Source organism: Halopiger thermotolerans, assembly GCF_054654555.1.
In genome coordinates this window covers 87,225-103,616 of sequence record NZ_BAAIEU010000001.1, presented here as the reverse complement: position 1 = coordinate 103,616, position 16,392 = coordinate 87,225, and the positions used below count along the sequence as shown (strand labels likewise).

Annotated in this window: 15 protein-coding genes and 1 pseudogene; 9 read left to right on the top strand and 7 right to left on the bottom strand. The window is 67.5% G+C overall.

The annotated features are described in order from the left end of the window. Positions 1–59 precede the first annotated feature (59 nt). Positions 60–1,460, top strand: coding sequence for a sulfatase family protein (locus ACYQ26_RS00575; RefSeq protein WP_459806349.1), 1,401 nt, complete (start codon positions 60–62; stop codon positions 1,458–1,460). A gap of 153 nt (positions 1,461–1,613) precedes the next feature. On the opposite strand, the pseudogene ACYQ26_RS00570 reads toward ACYQ26_RS00575, so the two are convergent. Both ACYQ26_RS00570 and ACYQ26_RS00565 read right to left on the bottom strand, forming a co-directional pair. Beyond that, positions 1,614–1,865, bottom strand: a pseudogene (locus tag ACYQ26_RS00570) (HalOD1 output domain-containing protein); the annotation flags it as partial. Between the two features lie 183 nt (positions 1,866–2,048). After that, entirely contained in the window at positions 2,049–3,062 is a 1,014-nt protein-coding gene (locus ACYQ26_RS00565; RefSeq protein ID WP_459806348.1) for a nucleoside hydrolase, read from the bottom strand. Between the two features lie 102 nt (positions 3,063–3,164). Here ACYQ26_RS00565 and ACYQ26_RS00560 point away from each other — a divergent pair, with 102 nt between their 5' ends. The 4 genes from ACYQ26_RS00560 to ACYQ26_RS00545 all read left to right on the top strand — a co-directional run bounded on the left by ACYQ26_RS00560 (position 3,165) and on the right by ACYQ26_RS00545 (position 6,526). Beyond that, positions 3,165–3,521, top strand: a complete 357-nt coding sequence (locus ACYQ26_RS00560; RefSeq protein ID WP_459806347.1) for a carboxymuconolactone decarboxylase family protein — start codon at positions 3,165–3,167, stop codon at positions 3,519–3,521. A 92-nt stretch (positions 3,522–3,613) separates the two neighbouring features. Further along, on the top strand, positions 3,614–4,450 hold the full coding sequence (gene truA, locus ACYQ26_RS00555) for a tRNA pseudouridine(38-40) synthase TruA (RefSeq protein ID WP_459806718.1): 837 nt from the start codon (positions 3,614–3,616) through the stop codon (positions 4,448–4,450). Between the two features lie 44 nt (positions 4,451–4,494). Then, positions 4,495–4,737: a hypothetical protein gene (locus ACYQ26_RS00550; protein ID WP_459806346.1), complete on the top strand. Its 243-nt coding sequence runs from the start codon at positions 4,495–4,497 to the stop codon at positions 4,735–4,737. Positions 4,738–5,062: 325 nt separating this feature from the next. Then, positions 5,063–6,526, top strand: coding sequence for a DUF4397 domain-containing protein (locus ACYQ26_RS00545; RefSeq protein ID WP_459806345.1), 1,464 nt, complete (start codon positions 5,063–5,065; stop codon positions 6,524–6,526). A gap of 611 nt (positions 6,527–7,137) precedes the next feature. Here ACYQ26_RS00545 and ACYQ26_RS00540 read toward each other — a convergent pair. Next, complete coding sequence (locus ACYQ26_RS00540; RefSeq protein ID WP_013881082.1) at positions 7,138–7,413, bottom strand: PadR family transcriptional regulator; 276 nt, start codon at positions 7,411–7,413, stop codon at positions 7,138–7,140. Between the two features lie 174 nt (positions 7,414–7,587). On the opposite strand from ACYQ26_RS00540, the gene ACYQ26_RS00535 reads away from it, so the two are divergent. Continuing rightward, positions 7,588–8,142, top strand: coding sequence for an NUDIX hydrolase (locus ACYQ26_RS00535; RefSeq protein ID WP_459806344.1), 555 nt, complete (start codon positions 7,588–7,590; stop codon positions 8,140–8,142). A gap of 307 nt (positions 8,143–8,449) precedes the next feature. Here ACYQ26_RS00535 and ACYQ26_RS00530 read toward each other — a convergent pair whose 3' ends face one another. Together ACYQ26_RS00530 and ACYQ26_RS00525 are read right to left on the bottom strand one after the other, a co-directional pair. Further along, complete coding sequence (locus tag ACYQ26_RS00530; protein WP_459806343.1) at positions 8,450–9,538, bottom strand: hypothetical protein; 1,089 nt, start codon at positions 9,536–9,538, stop codon at positions 8,450–8,452. Positions 9,539–9,960: 422 nt separating this feature from the next. Next, a complete protein-coding gene (locus ACYQ26_RS00525; protein WP_459806342.1) occupies positions 9,961–11,136 on the bottom strand; it encodes a hypothetical protein in 1,176 nt (391 codons plus the stop codon). Positions 11,137–11,456: 320 nt separating this feature from the next. Between ACYQ26_RS00525 and tgtA the strand changes: the two genes are divergently transcribed. Then, on the top strand, positions 11,457–12,932 hold the full coding sequence (tgtA, locus tag ACYQ26_RS00520; protein WP_459806341.1) for a tRNA guanosine(15) transglycosylase TgtA: 1,476 nt from the start codon (positions 11,457–11,459) through the stop codon (positions 12,930–12,932). Positions 12,933–13,065: 133 nt separating this feature from the next. On the opposite strand, the gene ddfA is transcribed toward tgtA, so the two are convergent. Continuing rightward, the gene (gene ddfA, locus ACYQ26_RS00515; RefSeq protein ID WP_459806340.1) at positions 13,066–13,398 is read right to left on the bottom strand and encodes a DdfA family disk-determining factor; all 333 of its coding nucleotides are present in this window, start codon (positions 13,396–13,398) and stop codon (positions 13,066–13,068) included. A gap of 132 nt (positions 13,399–13,530) precedes the next feature. Continuing rightward, entirely contained in the window at positions 13,531–14,004 is a 474-nt protein-coding gene (locus ACYQ26_RS00510) for an Lrp/AsnC family transcriptional regulator (RefSeq protein ID WP_459806339.1), read from the bottom strand. A gap of 124 nt (positions 14,005–14,128) precedes the next feature. Here ACYQ26_RS00510 and ACYQ26_RS00505 point away from each other — a divergent pair, with 124 nt between their 5' ends. Both ACYQ26_RS00505 and arcS read left to right on the top strand, forming a co-directional pair. Next, positions 14,129–14,488, top strand: coding sequence for a TRAM domain-containing protein (locus ACYQ26_RS00505; protein WP_459806338.1), 360 nt, complete (start codon positions 14,129–14,131; stop codon positions 14,486–14,488). 62 nt (positions 14,489–14,550) lie between these two features. Then, a complete protein-coding gene (gene arcS / locus ACYQ26_RS00500; RefSeq protein ID WP_459806337.1) occupies positions 14,551–16,302 on the top strand; it encodes an archaeosine synthase subunit alpha in 1,752 nt (583 codons plus the stop codon). The last annotated feature ends 90 nt before the right edge of the window (positions 16,303–16,392 follow it).

Below are 16,392 nucleotides of genomic sequence, written 5' to 3'. Positions count from 1 at the left end.
CCGCCCCGAATATGCCGGGGAAAGGAGGTTACTGTGGCCGCGCTACGTCCTCTCCCGACATGGCACGGTCCCAACGCCCCACCATCGTCCTCGTCCACTGCCACGACCTCGGGAAGTTCCTAGGCTGTTACGGCGCGGCCGTCGACACGCCGCGGATCGACGCGTTCGCCGCCGACGGCGTCCGCTTCGATCGCCACTTCGTCACCGCGCCGCAGTGCTCGCCGAGCCGCTCGAGCCTGCAGACCGGCCGCTACCCCCACCAGAACGGGATGCTGGGGCTCGCCCACGGCGAGTGGGAACTCGACTCCGCGGAGCGGCTGCTCCCGGAACTGCTCGGCGAGGCGGGCTACGAGACGCACCTTTTCGGGCTCCAGCACGTCACCGAGCACCTCGAGCGGCTGGGCTACGATCGAATCCACGCGAACCGGCCGCTGACGCCCGACACGCCGCCGTCGACTCACGAGTCCGCCCGCGCCCGCGACGTCGCCGCCGAGTTCGCCGATTTCCTCGAGGCCGGCGGCTACGACGCGCCGTTTTTCGCGTCCGTCGGTTTCTTCGAGCTCCACCGGGTCGCGGGGGACGGGTTCGGCTTCGAGTCGGACCGCTACGGGGCGCCCGACCCGGCGACCGTCGAACTGCCGCCGTTCCTGCCCGACCGACCGGGGATCCGGTCCGACGTCGCCGGGATGCACGGCATGCTCGCGGCGATCGACGACGGCGTCGGGACGGTGCTGGACGCGCTCGAGGACGCGGGGCTGGCCGACGAGACGCTGGTCGTCTTCACGACCGAACACGGGCTCGCCATGCCCCGCGCGAAGGGGTCGTGCTTCGATCGGGGGATCGAAGCCGCGCTCCTGCTGCGGGGCCCCGGCGTCGCGGACGACGGGCTGGTCGTCGACGACCTCGTGAGCAACGTCGACGTCTTCGCGACGCTGCTCGAGTTCGCCGACGCACCGCGGCCCGAGCGGACCGTCGCCGGGCGAAGCGTCGTTCCGCTGCTCGCAGACGGGGCGAACGAGGCGGACGAGGCGGACGCCGCCACCGACCGCGGATACGAGCCCCGCGATCACGTCTTCGCCGAGATGACCTGGCACGACCGGTACAATCCGATCCGCGCGGTCCGCACCGACCGCTGGAAGTACGTGCGCAACGTCTGGCGCCTCCCCGCCGTCTCCCTCACGAGGGACGTCTACTGCAGCGACGCCGGCCGCGAGGTGCGCGAGGAGTGCTACGGCGAGCGGCGCCCCTACGCGCAACTGTACGACCTCGAGGTCGATCCGCTCGAGGAGCGAAACCTGCTCGCGGACGGCGAGCCGGCCGATGCCGACGCTCTGGCCGCGCACGACCGACTCCGAGCGATCCTCCGCGAGTGGATGGAGCGAACCGACGACCCGCTGCTCGAGGGGCCGGTCCTGCCGAGCGACTGGGAGGACGTACACCCGTGGACGGGGGACGGGTGAGTCGCCGGTCCACGCGGGCCGAGACGCTGCTCCGGACACGGATTCGCGGACGGGACGAGAGGCTGTACCGGAGACGACTCCGCGGATCCGTTCGCGGTCGCGGCGACGGCCCCGCGGGACCGACCGTCGCTCCGGCTTCACGAACTCCACCGTCCTGTCCTGTTCGACCGTGATTCGATACCCGGCGTAGCTAAACTCGACGACCATCTGGGCCTCCGGCGCGGGCGGATGGAAAAAGAGGTCGGCGAGCATTCCGTCGATGCAGTCGTACAGCGTCGGTAACCTGATCGGTTCCGTCCCCTCGATATCCGCGACGGCCTCGACGATCTGTATCGCCGGCGCGGATCCGTCCGTCTCCAGCGTTCGGCGAACGATCTCCGTTTCAGCTTCGGAACTGTCTACCACGGTAGCACGGCCTGACGGGAACTGTCGACAAAACGATTTGATCTTTGACTCCTCGACTGTGTCCTCGTCCGGACGTATCACTGCGTCCACCGGACGCTTCGCTGACCGTCTCGCGGCCGCCGATCGACTCGGACCGCGAATGCGTTCGGACGGTGGTCTCGGCGCGGCGGGCGGTATCCGCGGTCACGGACCGTCGGTTTCGACGGTCGCCTCGCTCCCCGACTCGGCGCTCGACAGGTACCGCTCGAGGGACTCGGCGACCAGTTCTCGAAACCGCTCGTAGTCGGCCTCGAGCGCCACGGCCCCGTTCGACCGCTCACCCGTGACGCCGTGGGAGTCGACCGCCAGCGCGCCTCTGGCGAGGTCGCCGTCGGCGCCGACCTCCAGCGGGTACCTCTCGGTCTCGAGCACGCCGTCGTCGATCAGTCCCGCGACCGCGAGCGCGTCGTGCAGCGCCGCCGACTCGATATCGTACCGCTCGCGGCGTGCCCGGTCGTAGTAGGTGAGCCACGCGCGGATCGACCGCGCGAGGGGATCGTCGCGGTTACGGTCGCCGTTTTCGTCCCCGCCTCCCGAGAGCGACTCGAGCCGATCCGGCGGAACGGTGGCCCGCGTCGTCACGTCGAGGCCGACCAGCGTCGGCTCGCAGTCCCGAACGACCCGCCGGGCCGCGTGCGGATCCGAGTGGAAGTTCGCCTCCGCCAGCGGCGTGGCGTTGCCCTGCGCGAACGCGGCCCCGCCCATGACGATCAGTTCGTCGAGCAGGTTAGGGAGGTCCGGTTCGAGGGCGTGGGCCAGCGCCACGTTCGTCGGCGGCCCGATCGCCGCCAGCGCCAGGTCGCCGTCGCGGGCCCGCGCTCGCTCGACGATGAACTGCGCGGCGTGGAGGTCGGCGGGTTGCGTCGCCGGCGTGGGGTCCGGCAGTTCGCCCCGAATGCCGCCCTCGCCGTGGATCTCCTCGGCCGTCTCGAGCGGGACGTTCAGCGGCCGGTCCGCGCCCGCCGCCACGGGGGCGCCGGTCCGGTCGACCAGCTCGAGGATCGCCCGGGCGTTCCGCGTCGTGTCCGAAACGGGCGCGTTCCCGTGGACGGTCGTGAGCCCGACGACCTCGAGGGCGCTCCGCTCGAGGGCCAGCAGGATCGCGACGGCGTCGTCGCAGCCGGGGTCCGCGTCGATCAGCACCGGGCGCGTCGTCATGGGTGAGCGTCGGGTGTCGCCGTCAATAAACGGCCGGTCGGGAGGTGACGGCCCGGGACCCCGCCAACCATTAACCTCGCCCGCGGTGTCGTCGCGACCGCCATGGCAGACGACCTCGAGAACCCCGCCGAAGAACTGCCCGCGACCGCCGGCGAACTCGCCGCGGAGTACCCCGACGTCTGGGACGCCTACGCCGACCTCGGCGCGGCCGCCGCCGAGGCCGGTCCGATCGACGACGAGACGAAGCGCCTCGTCAAACTCGGGATGGCCGTCGCCGTCCAGTCCGAGGGTGCCGTCCACTCCCACGTCCGGCGCGGTCTCGAGGAGGATATCCCGCCCGAGACGCTGAAACAGGTCGCCCTCCTCTCGATCCCGACCGCCGGATTTCCGCAGGCGATGGCCGCGCTGAGCTGGATCTCGGATATTACGGACGACGATCGGGAGACGGCCCAGGAGTAGCCTCCTCTCCTCGTCCCACCAGACGGTCCAGGGCGAGTTCGACGCCCCTAACACGCCGCCCCGCGTCGCTCGAGTAACCACCGATGGCCTCGATGCGCGCGTTCCGACTCGCCTACGACGGCACAGACTACTACGGGTACCAGCGCCAGCCCGACGTCCCGACCGTCGAGGGCGCCGTCTTCGACGCCCTGCGCTCGCTCGAGGTCCTCGAGCCCGACGCCGCCAAACCCGCCGGCTACGCCGCGGCAGGCCGAACCGATCGGGGCGTCTCGGCACTCGCGCAGACGATCGCCTTCAAGGCGCCCGACTGGCTCGCGCCGCGGGCGCTGAACGGCGAACTCCCCGCGGACGTCCGCGCGTGGGCCAGCGCCGACGCGCCCGCTGACTTCCACGCGACCCACCACGCGACTCGCCGCGAGTACGCTTACCACCTCTACGCACCGCCCTCGAGCATCGACGACGAGCGCTTCGCTGCAGCCTGCGACGCCCTCTCCGGTCAGCACGACTTTCACAACCTCACGCCGGCCGACCACAATACGGAGCGGGCGCCGACCCTCGAGGCGACCCGCGACGGCGACTACCTCGTCGTCACCGTCACGGCGGGTGGCTTCGCCCGCGAACTGGTCCGGCGACTCGTCTCGCTCGCTCGCCGGGTCGGCACCGGCGAGGCGTCGCTCGAGGCCGTCGACCGGGCGCTGGCGCCGGCGCCGCTACCCGGCCACGAGGGGATCCCGCCCGCGCCGGCGGAGCCGCTCGTGCTGACCGGCGTCGAGTATTCGGATCCCGACCTCGAGTTCGACGTCGACGAGCGGGCCGCCGAGAGCGCCCGCGAGGTGTTCGAGACGCGACGCGTCGAGCGACGAACGGGGGCGCGGGTCGCCGGCGAGATCGCGGCCGGCGTTCGCGGTCGCGACCGGTCCGACGAGTAGTCGAGACGCGAGCGCTTTTCACGGCGGGGTTCGCACGACGGCGCATGGAACTCTCGCCGGAGGAGTACGGCGCCTACTGGCGCGCGTCGATCCGCATCGCGGCGGGGCTGCTCGCGATCGCGCTGGCCCGGGCCGTCACCGAACCGCTGTTTGCGTACTCGAACCTCGGCGCCGTCGGGCTCGGCGCCGTCCTGTTCGCGCTCCTCGTGCTCGCGGGGACCTTCGTCGCCACGCTCGGCTTCGCTCGAGTCGTGCGAACCGCCGTCGACGCGGAGATGCGCGGCTGAGCCGTTGTGCGACGGCCGGCTCGAGCCCCACTATCGCTCGAGCGCTCGAGCGGCGTTGCTCCCGGTCGGTTTGCAGGCCCACGCCCGGAAACGACAACCGCTCGACACGCTAGCGTGACCGTCCCGTCGCTTTGGGGAAACACGGACCGATCGTCGATTCCGACGTCTCGGGCCGGTACGCCACACGCTCTCATATTCGCGTGTAGGTCGGCGTTTCGATCCGTTACGGGACTCCTACGCTGAGACAGACAAAATAAACGAGCCGACAATCACGGTAACTGACTGCCCCGTTTTTCGTCTCGACACCCCCGGTTCCGACTGCTGCATGACGCTCTCACGACGCTCAACCATCAAGACGATCGGCGTAGTCGGCGCGGGGTCGGCCCTGTCGAACTCCGTCCTCGCGGTCAACGAACACGAGGACGACGAACGAGACGAGAACGCACAACCGGGTGAGGACGAGGATCCCGGCGCGATCCGCGTCGCGCACTTCTCGCCCGACGCGCCGCCGGTCGACGTCTACGTTAACGACCAGCAAATCCTCACAGACGTCGCGTACGGCGACGTCTCGCCGTACCTCGAGATCGTCCCGGGGACCTACACCCTGACGATCACGGCGGCCGGCGACGCGGAGGCCGTCGTCTACGAGCAACGGGTCGTCGTCGGCTCGGGCTACTACACGGCCGCCGCGATCGGCGAGCTCCAGGCCGAAGACGCCGCGAACGGACTCGGCGACGGCGCCGGCGCGGACGGAACGGCGGGGAACGACACCGCGCAGAACGGAACCGTACAGAACGACACCGCGACCGAGGGCGACGCCAACGGCACTGCCCTCGAGAACGGGACCGACGACCGGGCGACGGCCGGAAACGCGACCGACGGTAGCACCGGCTTCGCGGACGCGTCCGCGGACGCGGGCACGTTCGACGTCCTCCTGCTCGTCGACCGGCCGCCCGAGGAGGTCGCCGAGGCGGTCCAGGGCGCCGACGCGGGCCAGGTCCGACTGGTCCACGCCGCCCCGGACGCGCCGGCCGTCGACGTCGCCGTCGACAGCGGGCAGGTGATCTTCGAGGACGTCGCGTACACCGAGCCGTCGGGGTACGTCGGCGTCTACGCCGGCGAGACGACGCTCGAGATCTACCCCGCCGATGCGGTCGAGGGTCGCGTCGTCGGCCAGGAAACCGACGAGACCGCCGCCGCCGATGCGTCCGCCCACGACGACGGCGCCGACGCTCAGACCGGCGACGAGGACGCTCACAACGCGTCCGACGGTCAGTCCGACGAGGCCGCCGACCGCTCGACCGCCTCGGACGGCGGCCAGTCCGAGGCCCCCGAGCCCGTCGCCACCGTCGACCTCGAGGTCGAGCAGGGTCGGGCCTACACGGTCTACGCGATCGGCTACCTCGAGTCGGCCGCTGCCGCCGCCGACGAATCCGGCGGCCTCGAGACCAACGAAAGCGACGGCGACAACGAGACCGATTCCGATCTCGAGGGCGACGAGACGGACGCTCAGGCGGACCGCGCGTTCGAGACCGTCGTCCTCCTCGACGGAACGATGGACGCGAACGGCGACGACGCCGACCCGTCCGACGACGAGCCGATGGGTACGGCCGAGGACGACGAGTACGACGAGTCAGCTGCGGATTCGGACGTCACGAACGAGTCGGAGACCACCAACGAGTCGGCGACCGACGACGGCTCAGCGATGGACAACGAGTCGGCAGTCGATAACGAATCGGCCGTCGACAACGAGTCGACAGGCGACAACGAGTCGACAGGCGACTACTAACGAACGCACGTCCGTGGCCGTCGCTGACGCTGCACCGATGCGCTGACCGCCTTTCTTTCGATACCGAGACCGACAACGCTGTCACATCACGCCAGGCGTTGATTCGCCCGCGCCACTACTCCGCGTAAACGACGCCGTACAGCCCGCTCCGGTGAACTGTAGGGGACGTTTTCCGCTGGTTTGCTGACCCTACGCGGGCCGTCGGTCACTCGTATTACCGCTGCGGAACCGTCACCGCTACCGTGACCGCCACCGGTCCCATCATCGCCATCGGCACCGGCACCGTCTCCGCCACCGGCACCGCCACTGCCACCGCAACCCCCGGCCACCGCTATCGACGCGACCCGCGTCACTGCGGGGCCCGTATCGGGATCAGCCACGCGAATCGCGCGGCGGCTCGAGACGCTCGATGCTCACGATCGGCGGGCGAGTCCGCCGGTCTGGCGGTCGGCGAGGACGGTCCTCCTCGCGCTCGAGCGGCGGTTCTCAGACGGAAATGACTCGGCTGTGGGATCGATATCGTCGCCGTTGCCGTCGCCGACGCTATCGCTGAACCCGCGACGAGGCGGAAGCGAGACGACACCGAAGGAAGAGCGCCGAAAAGCCAGGAGTTAGACGTCGACGTACTGGTCGACCCACTCCTGGCGCTGTTCCAGTACGCGCCGTCCCTTCGGGGTCAGCGCGTAGTAGTTCGTCCGCCGGTCGAGTTGCCCCTTCTCGACCAGCTCCTTCTCGACGAGCGTGTCGAGGTTCGGATACAGTCGGCCGTGGGTCACCGGCTGGTCGATGTAGCGGTTGATGTCGTCGAGAATCTCCTGTCCCGACGGACGGTCCTTTCCTGCGATCACGTACAGCAAGTCACGCTGGAATCCGGTTAGCTGATCCATGGATCACCCTCTGAGTCCTAACGTTCACCGATCTGTGGCTTTGTTATAGATGCGGTACGCCAGCGACGCCGCCGAGAACGCGGTACGTAGGGCGACTATGGACCGCTAACCCGGACGGATTCCGGTCCATACTGGGACGGGTCGTTTTTCATCCCGCCGTCCCTACGGTCCGGTATGTCATCGGATCCGCTCGCCTGGGAGACCGTCGATCGGGACGTCGTCTACTCCTGTCCGGGGTTCGACGTCGTTAACGAGTCCGTTCGCCTGCCGGACGGCACCGAAACCGAGTTCGATTACGTCTCCGAATCCGAAAGCGTCTGCGTCCTCCCGTTCACCTCCGACGGCGACGTCGTCTCCATCGAGGAGTGGCGCCAGGCCGTCGACCGCGTCAACCGCGGCCTCCCCGTCGGCGGCGTCGAACCCGAAGACGACGACCTCGAGGCGGCCGCCCGCCGCGAACTCCGCGAGGAAACCGGTCACGAAGCCGACGAACTGGAGCCGCTGGTGACCGTCGAGCCGGCCAACGGCATCGCCGACTCGGTGCTGCACTTCTTCGTCGCCCGCGGCTGCCGGCCGACCAGCGACCAACGGCTCGACCACAACGAGAGCATCAGAGCGACCACGCTGGCGTTCGACGACCTGCTCGAGGCCGTCCGCAGCGGCGACGTCCGCGACGGGCGGACAGTGCTCGCGCTGTCGTACTACCAGTTGCTCGAGGCGACGGCGTAATCGTCGCGGGGACGGTTCCGGTCCGGCGTAGTCTTCTGTCCTTTTCTGGACGGCTGCGATCACGCTGGACGGCGACGGTCCACTCGACCGGGCCAGGCTCCGTCACCATCCGCTGTACATCTCTGAACGGACACCGTACCGTCTCACGGCCCGCAAAAAAGCGATCGTCTACTGCGCGGTTCCCGCCCGGTAGCGGCCGTCACCGACTCGTCGGTGCGACCGCCTCGAGCGATCGGCACCTCTCCGGCGCCTCGCCGTTCCGTTCGTACCGCGAGTCTCGTCTCAATCGCGGTATTTAGTTGTCGTCCTACGTCGTTTCGTTACCCGTCTCGTTACCTGTCTCGTTCCCGGCCGTGGCGTTTCCGTCGGTCGCATTGCCCATCATCACGTTCTCGAGGTTACCGGGATCCTCGATGGTGATGTTTTGTGCGCTCATGGTGCCGATCTCCATCTGCGCCGCGGACGCCTGCGAGATAGTTTCACCGGTGGCCGTCGCGTTCATCGCGGTCTCGTTCATCGCGGTCTCGTTTGCCGCCGTCTCGTTCGCCGCCGTCTCGTTCATCGCGGTCTCATTCGCAGCCGTCTCGTTCATCGCCTCGGCTTCCTGCAGGTTCTCGACCATCATCTGGTTGATCATGACTTCGTCGACGTCGAACTGCTCGATCGTCAGCGACTCGATCTCCTGCGCGGACTGGTTTCCGGCGGTCGCGTTCGTCGCGTTCGTCTCGTTGCCGGTCTGGTTCCCGGCGCCGTCTCCGCCGCCGCCGAAGATACCGCCGATGAAGTCGCCGATCTGACTGAGGACGCCACCGCTCTCCTCGACCTGCAGCTCCTCGATGGTCATCTCCTGGACGTCCATCGTCTCGATGGTGAGACTCTGGACCGACAGCTGCTCCGTCCCTTCCTCGATCAGGTCTTGACCGGCGGTTTCGTTCATGCCGGTCTCGTTGGCCGTTTCGTTAGCTGTTTCGTTCGCGCCGGCGGCGGTCTCGTTGCCGGCTGCCATCTGCCCGCCGAGCTGGAGCTCCTCGAACGAGACGTTCTCGAGCACGAGCTGTTCCATCTGGATACCGGACATCGTCACGCTCTGATTGGCGGCCGGTCCGGTGGCGTTCGTTGCGTTCGTCGCGTTCGTCGCGTTTGTCGCGTTCGTCTCGTTACCGCCGTCGGTCGCGTTGAGTTCCTGCTGGAGTTGCTCAGCGTCGGCGTTGAGTTGCTCGACGTTCAGCTCCTCGATCGTCGCGTTCTCGACCGTTACATTCTGTAGTTCGAGCGTCTCGACCTGTACGTTCTCGAGCGTTGCGCTCACGTCTCCCGCCTCGGCGTCGTCGGTCGCTGTTGTCCCCGTTGCCGCACCTGCGAGGGCAGCCCCGCCCGAAAACGAGAGGGTAACCATCAGCGCCGCGAATACCACACCGATTTTGTGCGATCGTGCAACCATGCACTCGCTTCTACCGGCGTTTCCCGGCTAAAACGAGGCGACTGTTACAGCATTATCTCGCGGAAACACCGAGTTAGAATCAGCCCGCAGAGCCCTAATCGTCCGTTCTTCGGGCCCGTTTCGACGGGTGTCTCGAGCGGTGCATTCGATCCCTGCGGTCGGCCGGCGTTAGCGTTCTGCCTGCAACCGCTACCGCCTTATAGAACATGTACAGGAACAAAACGTTACTGACCGCGACAGTGCCCGTCTCGGGACGTCGACGCCGCGCGTACGGCGGAGCGGTGGCAGTAGTGATCCCGGTTCTGCCGCGACGAAAAAAGGAACGATCGGCGAATCAAGACCAGCCGGTCGCGTGCGATGCGCCGTGCGCCGATCGATTACGGTTCGGTCTCAGTTTCGTTGTCGCCGATGACGACCGTGTCGTTCATCTCGCTCTCGTTGTCGCCGATGACATCCGTGTCGTTCATCTCGCTCTCGTTGTCATCGATGATCTCTGTGTCGTTCATCTCAGTTTCGTTGTCCTCGATGACGACCGTGTCGTTCATCTCGGTCTCGTTGTCGCTGATGCTCGCGAGCTCTGACGCGTCACCGAACGTCAGCGAGTCGACGGTCGCGTTGCCGACCTCGATCATGGACGCGGAGACCTGCGCGATGGTCATCCCGTCCGTCTCGTTCAGGGCGGTTTCGTTGTCGTCGAGGCCGATGTCCGTCTCGACGTCATCGGTTCCTTCCTCGACCTGCTGGACCGTCATCGAGTCGACGGAGAGCTCCTCGACGTCGAACTGCTCGACGGTCAGCGACTCGAGTTGCTGTTCGCTGTCCGTCTCGTTCATGACGGTTTCGTTGTCCTCGAGGCCGACGTCCGTCTCGTTGTCATCGAGGCCGATGTCCGTCTCATTGTCGTCCTCGAGGCCGATGGCGGTTTCGTTGTCGTCGGTTACGTTGGTCTCGTTGTACTCGTCAGTGATGTTGGTCTCGTTGTACTGCATCTCTCCGGCGCCGTCCTCGACGGTGATCTCGTCGATCGAGAGCTGCTCGACGTCCATCGTCTCGATGGTGAGATCCTGGACGGTGAGCGTGTCGACGCTCTCGTTGATCAGGCTCGGCTGACTGCTCTCGTTGCTCTCGTTGATGCCAACGTCAGACTCGATGCCGTCGGTCGCGTTGGTCTCGTTAGCGTCGTATTCGAGTTCCTCGACCGAGACGTTCTCGAGCTCGAGCAGTTCGAACTGGATGTTCGAGAGCGTCACTTCGTCGGACACGTTTTCGGTGGCGTTGAGGCCGGTTTCGTTCTCGCCACTCACGTCGAGTTCGTCCTGGAGCGGCTGCGTGTCAGCGTCGAACTGCTCGACGTTCAGCTCCTCAATCGTCGCGTTCTCGACCGTTGCGTTCTCTAGTTCGAGCGTCTCGACCTGTACGTCCTGGAGCGTTGCGCTCATGTCTCCCGCCTCGGCGTCGTCTGTTGTTGTCGCACCCGCGAGGGCAGGACCCCCCGAGATGGCGACCAGCAGTGCCACAAGAACCACGCCGAGTTGCTGTGATCGTGAAACCATGCGCTCGGGACTACCGCCGACCGACAGCTAAAACGGGGCGACTGTTACGGACTTCTCTCGGAGAAACACCCGGTTTGAATTCTGGAACGGTCGCTAATCCCGTTTTCACCGTATTGAGATCGATGACCGTAATCGACGTCGAAACGAGTTCCGTCCGACTAGCCCATCCGAATTGCGCCTGCGAGTGCCGCACGAGCGCCGAAACCGCCGGAGAACGGAAGGTTTACTCCGATTCGATCGGCCGACTCCTCGAGATGCCGAGGGCGTCCGGCCGGCCGAAACCTGCACTGACTTACGTGGGCCCCGCCAACGGACGGCCGATGCGCGAGTGCTTCGAGATCCGGGACACCGACGCCGGCGGGCGAATCGGTGAGTTGACCGTCCCCCGAGCCGACGTCACCGTCGAGACGCCCGCCCTGTTGCCGGTGATCAACCCCAACCTGGACACGATCAGTCCGCGCCGCATGGCCGAGGAGTTCGGCGCCGAGATCCTCATCACGAACTCCTACATCATCCACGGTACGGACGACGTCCGCGAACGAGCCCTCGAGGACGGCCTCCACGAGGTGCTCGATTTCCCCGGTGCGATCATGACCGACTCCGGCTCCTTCCAGCTCTCGGAGTACGGCGAGATCGACGTCACCACCGAGGAGATCCTCGACTTTCAGCACCGGATCGGCTCGGACATCGGGACGCCGGTCGACATCCCGACACCGCCGGACGTCGACCGCGAGCGGGCCGAAGACGAACTCGCGACCACGCAGGAACGGCTCGAGGTCGCCGAGACCGTCGACACCGGCGACATGCTCGTCACCGCGCCCGTGCAGGGGTCGACGTATCCGGACCTCCGCGAGGAAGCCGGGCGCCACGCCGACGCGACGGATCTCGACGTCTTCCCGGTCGGCGCGGTCGTCCCGCTGATGAACGACTACCGGTACGACGACATGGTCGACGTCGTCGCCGCCGCCAAGCGCGGGCTGGGCGCCGACGCGCCGGTCCACCTGTTCGGCGCCGGCCACCCCATGATGTTCGCGCTCGGCGTCGCGCTGGGCTGTGACCTGTTCGACTCCGCGGCCTACGCGCTGTACGCCCGCGACGACCGTTACCTCACCGTCCGCGGCACGCGCCAACTCGAGGACCTGGACTACTTGCCCTGCTCCTGTCCCGTCTGCACCGAGCACTCGCCCGACGACCTCCGCGCGCTGCCCGACCGCGCCCGCGAGGAGGAACTGGCCGCGCACAACCTCCACGTCACCTTCGAGGAAATCCGGCGGGTCAAGCAGGCCATCCGCGCCGGCAACCTCCTCGAACTGGTCGAGCAACGCGCCCGCGCTCACCCGACGATGCTGGACGGCTACCGGACGCTGCTCGACCACGCCGCGCAACTCGAGCGGTCCGATCCCGTCTCGAAGGGCACCTTCTTCCACGTCTCCCACGAGAGCGCGCGCCGCCCCGAGGTGCTCCGCCACCACGAGCGCCTCGAGCGGCTCTCAGTGCCGGACTCGCTGCTCCTGACGGAGGGCGACGCGCCGCGGAGCGACCGGTACGACGACTCGTGGCGGGTCGAACCGCCGTTCGGGCCGTTCCCGCGGGCGCTCTCGAAGAGCTATCCGCTCACCGCCGAGGTGCCGGCGCGGACCGATCGCGCGGCGCAGGCGGCCGCGGCCGACGGCGTCGCCAAACTCGCCGCGGCGAACCCCGACACCGACCTCGCGCTCGCCCACCGGGGCTGGCCGGCCGACGTCCTCGAGCGCGTGCCCGACTCGGTCGAGCTGATCGATCTCGCTGAGTCGTAGCGGTCCGATCGCTCGCGGGTGAAAACGAAATAGAAAATCTTCGGCCGCGTCCGTTCGGACTGCAGACCGTAGGATCGCGGGACTGCGTGACCGCGAAGACGGGCAAGTGGGGTTCGAGGGTCGTTCTATCGTCTCAGACGCCGGATCGGAAGCCGTCGGCGGACTCGACGGCCAGCGCCGCCGGTTCGATCTCGGTCGCCGGCGTGCCGTCGATCGCAATCTCGAGGCCGTCGTCGCAGTCGATGACGACGTCGTGGCCGTCGTAGGTGAATGAGATCCGACCGCCGCGTCGACTCGAGCGCGTCGGCTCGAAGAGCGCGTCCAGCGCGTCGGGGTCGATCCATTCGTACAGCGGCGGCAACTCGGTCGGCTCGACGCCGCGTCGCTCCGCAATCGCCGTGATGACGCCGATGCTCACGGACTCCTCGAACCCGCCGTCCGTCGACCCGATAGATGAGTGATTCACGTTCTATTCAACCGCTCGGGTACATAAAAGGATAGCGGCTGTTCTCACTTCCACCCGGTAATATCGTCTCAAGTTTCGGTTTTCGAAATCAAAACCCGATTTCGATGGTGAAGATAACGGCGAATGGTCGGGTTACTCCTCGACGACGTCGGCCCCGAAGTGATCGAACGGCTGTCGGTACTCGGCTTTGAGCAGTTCTTCCTCGCCGACGTCGATTCCGGCCCGCTGCAGCCGGCTGACGATCGCCGTGATCTCGTCGGTGTCCGCGGCGACGAGGTCGATCCGCAGGTTGCGGTCGCCGGTCATGAGCTCGCGGACACCGACGACGCCGTCGATCTCGAGGGCCGTCTTGGCCGCCTCGCCGCGTTCGTGGATCGGCACCGTGCACTGGACGACCATGTGCATCGACTTGCCCGTCCGCTCGTAGTCGATCAGCGGCACGTAGCCTGCGATCACGCCTTCCTCCTCGAGGCGCTGGATGCGGTTGCGGACGGTGTTGGCGGTCACGCCGACCTCGCCCGCGATGTCCGCCGCCGTCGTGTGTCGCGCGTCGTCCTGTAACCGGTGCAGGATGCCCCTGTCGATATCGTCCAGTTCGAACCCCATAGACCGAGTTTTTCGCGCAGGGGGAAGCGCTTTGGGTTCGTCGACCGCGGGCGCGCCGTTCGAGCGCCGCCGACGGGATCCAGAACGTCCAAGGTGGTGGGGATCCCTGCCACGCACGAGACCGATGCTCTGGACCGCGTCCGCCGTCGTCGTGCTGATCGTCGCCCTCATCCTCGCGACGTGGCTGCTGACGCGCGTCCTCGGCGGCCGCTCGGCTGATCAGCGCGAATCCTGGCAGCGCCACCGCGAAGCCCAGAACCGCGAGCCGCCGGTCGACATCGGCGACGTGCGGACGGCCGCCGTCCACGAGTTCACGCACCACCACTCCGGCGGGCGCCGGGCCGTCTGCAAGATCGAGGGGTTCGTCGTCTTCGTCAAGGACGTCCCCGACGCCCTCGAGGTGGGCGACCCGATCGAACTCAAGATCCTCTCGTTCAACCGCGGTCGAACCTCCGCGACGGCGGCCTTTCAGGGACGGGCGTAGTCGCTCTCCGGTCGCCGGACGCGACCGACAGCCTCTTTCGCGTTCCCCCACCCAGTTCGGGTATGACCGAGTATTTCGAAGTGCACGAGCGCGACGGGGCCGCGCGCGTGGGCGAGTTGCGACTCGCGGAGTCCCACACGACCCCCGCGCTCGTCGACGACCTGCTCGAGGACGCGGGCTCCCTGTGGTCGAGCGATCGCGAGGTGCCCGAGGGCGACGACTCGACGCTCACCGTCCTCCCGCACCGGGCGTTTCCGGGCGGCACCGCCGACGAAGTGCAGGAATCATTCGCCGTCGAATACCCGGACGTCGACTACCCCAGCGTCGCTGTCGTCTCGAGCGACCACGTCGAGGACCACGGGACGGACGCCTACGCCGTCTCGGACGTCCAGTCCGCGATGGGCCACGGCGCGGCGCTGGTCGAGACGGTCGTGAACGTCCGCGAGTCGATCCCTGCCGATACCGCTCTCCTCTTTTCGGGCGTCGCGACGCCGCGCAACGTCGCCGTCCTCGCGTACGCCGGCGTCGACTTGTTCGACGCGACGGCGGCCGTCGTGAAGGGCACCGAGGGTCGGTACCTGACGACCGACGAGGCCTACTTCCTCGAGGACCTCGACGAACTGCCCTGTAACTGCCCCGCGTGCCAGCAGCCCCGCGAGGAGTTCACCCGCGAGGACTGCGCCGAGCACAACCGCAACGCCCTCGCCGCCGAACTGGCGATCGTCCGCCGGCGGATCCGAGACGGCCGTCTGCGGGACTACGTCGAGGGGCAGGCCCGCCACGACCAGTGGCTCACCGCCGCCGTGCGCGAACTCGACGACCAGTGGGGCTACCTCGAGGAGCGCACGCCGATTCTCCGCGATGCGCAGATCAGCGCCGCGACCGAGGACACCCTTCGCCGCGTCGAGATCCAGCGCTTCGCCGACCGCGTGACCACCCGGTACCGCAACCGGTTCGACAACCCGCTCGTGCTGGTTCCGTGCTCGGCCACCAAACCCTACAGCGAGTCCCAGAGCCACCGGCAGTTCCACGACGTCATCCAGTGGCGCGCCCACCTCGTCTCGATGACCTCGCCGATCGGCGTCGTTCCCCAGGAACTCGAGACGACCTACCCGGCCCAGCACTACGACACCGTCGTCACGGGACGGTGGTCCGAGGACGAGAAGCAGTTCGTCAGCGAAGTCCTGCGCCGATACCTCGAGCGCAACGACTATCCGAAGATCGTCGCCCACGTCCCCGACGAGGGCTACCGCGACATCGTCGAGCGTGTCGAGGACGAACTCGACCTCGATATCACCTACACCGTCGCGGAGCACCCGACCGACGACGAGTCGCTGGCGAACCTCTCCGACGCGCTCTCGGGCGAGCTCAAGTACTCCAAGCGCGAGCGCGAGCACAACACCGTCAGGGCCATCGCGGACTACCTGCTCGGCGACGGCGCCGGCGACGATCTCTTCGAGGACATCCAGACGACGAGTCGGTATCCGAAGATTCAGGTCCGAGACAACGACGACGAGCAACTCGCGACGATGGTTCCCCAGTACGGCACCCTCTCCTTTACGCTCGAAGGAGCCCGCCGCTGGCTCGAGAGCGACGCGCCGGTCAAGCGCGTCGAGATCGACGGCTTCGTTCCCCACGGCAGCGTGCTCGCGCCGGGCGTCGTCGACGCCGACGAGGACATCCGCGTCGGCGACGAGGTGATCGTCGAGGGCCCGAAGGCCTTCGCCGTCGGGCGCGCCGAGATGTTCGGCTGCGAGATGGCCGAGAGCACCCGCGGGGTTGCGGCCGAAGTCCGCCACGTCGAGGAGAAGTAGTCGGTGGATTCACTATCGGTACTTCCCGAACGTCGCTTCGTGAACTGTGCTGAGTCATGGACGAACGGAGTGAATGCCGGTGTGGTAACT

What these genes read in the sequence shown, in the direction of transcription:
- ACYQ26_RS00505 (WP_459806338.1), top strand. Translation starts at nt 14,129, where the DNA reads ATGCTCTGGACCGCGTCCGCCGTCGTCGTGCTGATCGTCGCCCTCATC.
- truA (WP_459806718.1), top strand. Translation starts at nt 3,614, where the DNA reads ATGCGCGCGTTCCGACTCGCCTACGACGGCACAGACTACTACGGGTAC.
- ACYQ26_RS00510 (WP_459806339.1), bottom strand. Translation starts at nt 14,004, where the DNA reads ATGGGGTTCGAACTGGACGATATCGACAGGGGCATCCTGCACCGGTTA.
- arcS (WP_459806337.1), top strand. Translation starts at nt 14,551, where the DNA reads ATGACCGAGTATTTCGAAGTGCACGAGCGCGACGGGGCCGCGCGCGTG.
- tgtA (WP_459806341.1), top strand. Translation starts at nt 11,457, where the DNA reads ATGCGCGAGTGCTTCGAGATCCGGGACACCGACGCCGGCGGGCGAATC.
- ACYQ26_RS00575 (WP_459806349.1), top strand. Translation starts at nt 60, where the DNA reads ATGGCACGGTCCCAACGCCCCACCATCGTCCTCGTCCACTGCCACGAC.
- ACYQ26_RS00530 (WP_459806343.1), bottom strand. Translation starts at nt 9,538, where the DNA reads ATGGTTACCCTCTCGTTTTCGGGCGGGGCTGCCCTCGCAGGTGCGGCA.
- ACYQ26_RS00565 (WP_459806348.1), bottom strand. Translation starts at nt 3,062, where the DNA reads ATGACGACGCGCCCGGTGCTGATCGACGCGGACCCCGGCTGCGACGAC.
- ACYQ26_RS00535 (WP_459806344.1), top strand. Translation starts at nt 7,588, where the DNA reads ATGTCATCGGATCCGCTCGCCTGGGAGACCGTCGATCGGGACGTCGTC.
- ACYQ26_RS00525 (WP_459806342.1), bottom strand. Translation starts at nt 11,136, where the DNA reads ATGGTTTCACGATCACAGCAACTCGGCGTGGTTCTTGTGGCACTGCTG.
- ACYQ26_RS00550 (WP_459806346.1), top strand. Translation starts at nt 4,495, where the DNA reads ATGGAACTCTCGCCGGAGGAGTACGGCGCCTACTGGCGCGCGTCGATC.
- ACYQ26_RS00540 (WP_013881082.1), bottom strand. Translation starts at nt 7,413, where the DNA reads ATGGATCAGCTAACCGGATTCCAGCGTGACTTGCTGTACGTGATCGCA.
- ACYQ26_RS00545 (WP_459806345.1), top strand. Translation starts at nt 5,063, where the DNA reads ATGACGCTCTCACGACGCTCAACCATCAAGACGATCGGCGTAGTCGGC.
- ACYQ26_RS00560 (WP_459806347.1), top strand. Translation starts at nt 3,165, where the DNA reads ATGGCAGACGACCTCGAGAACCCCGCCGAAGAACTGCCCGCGACCGCC.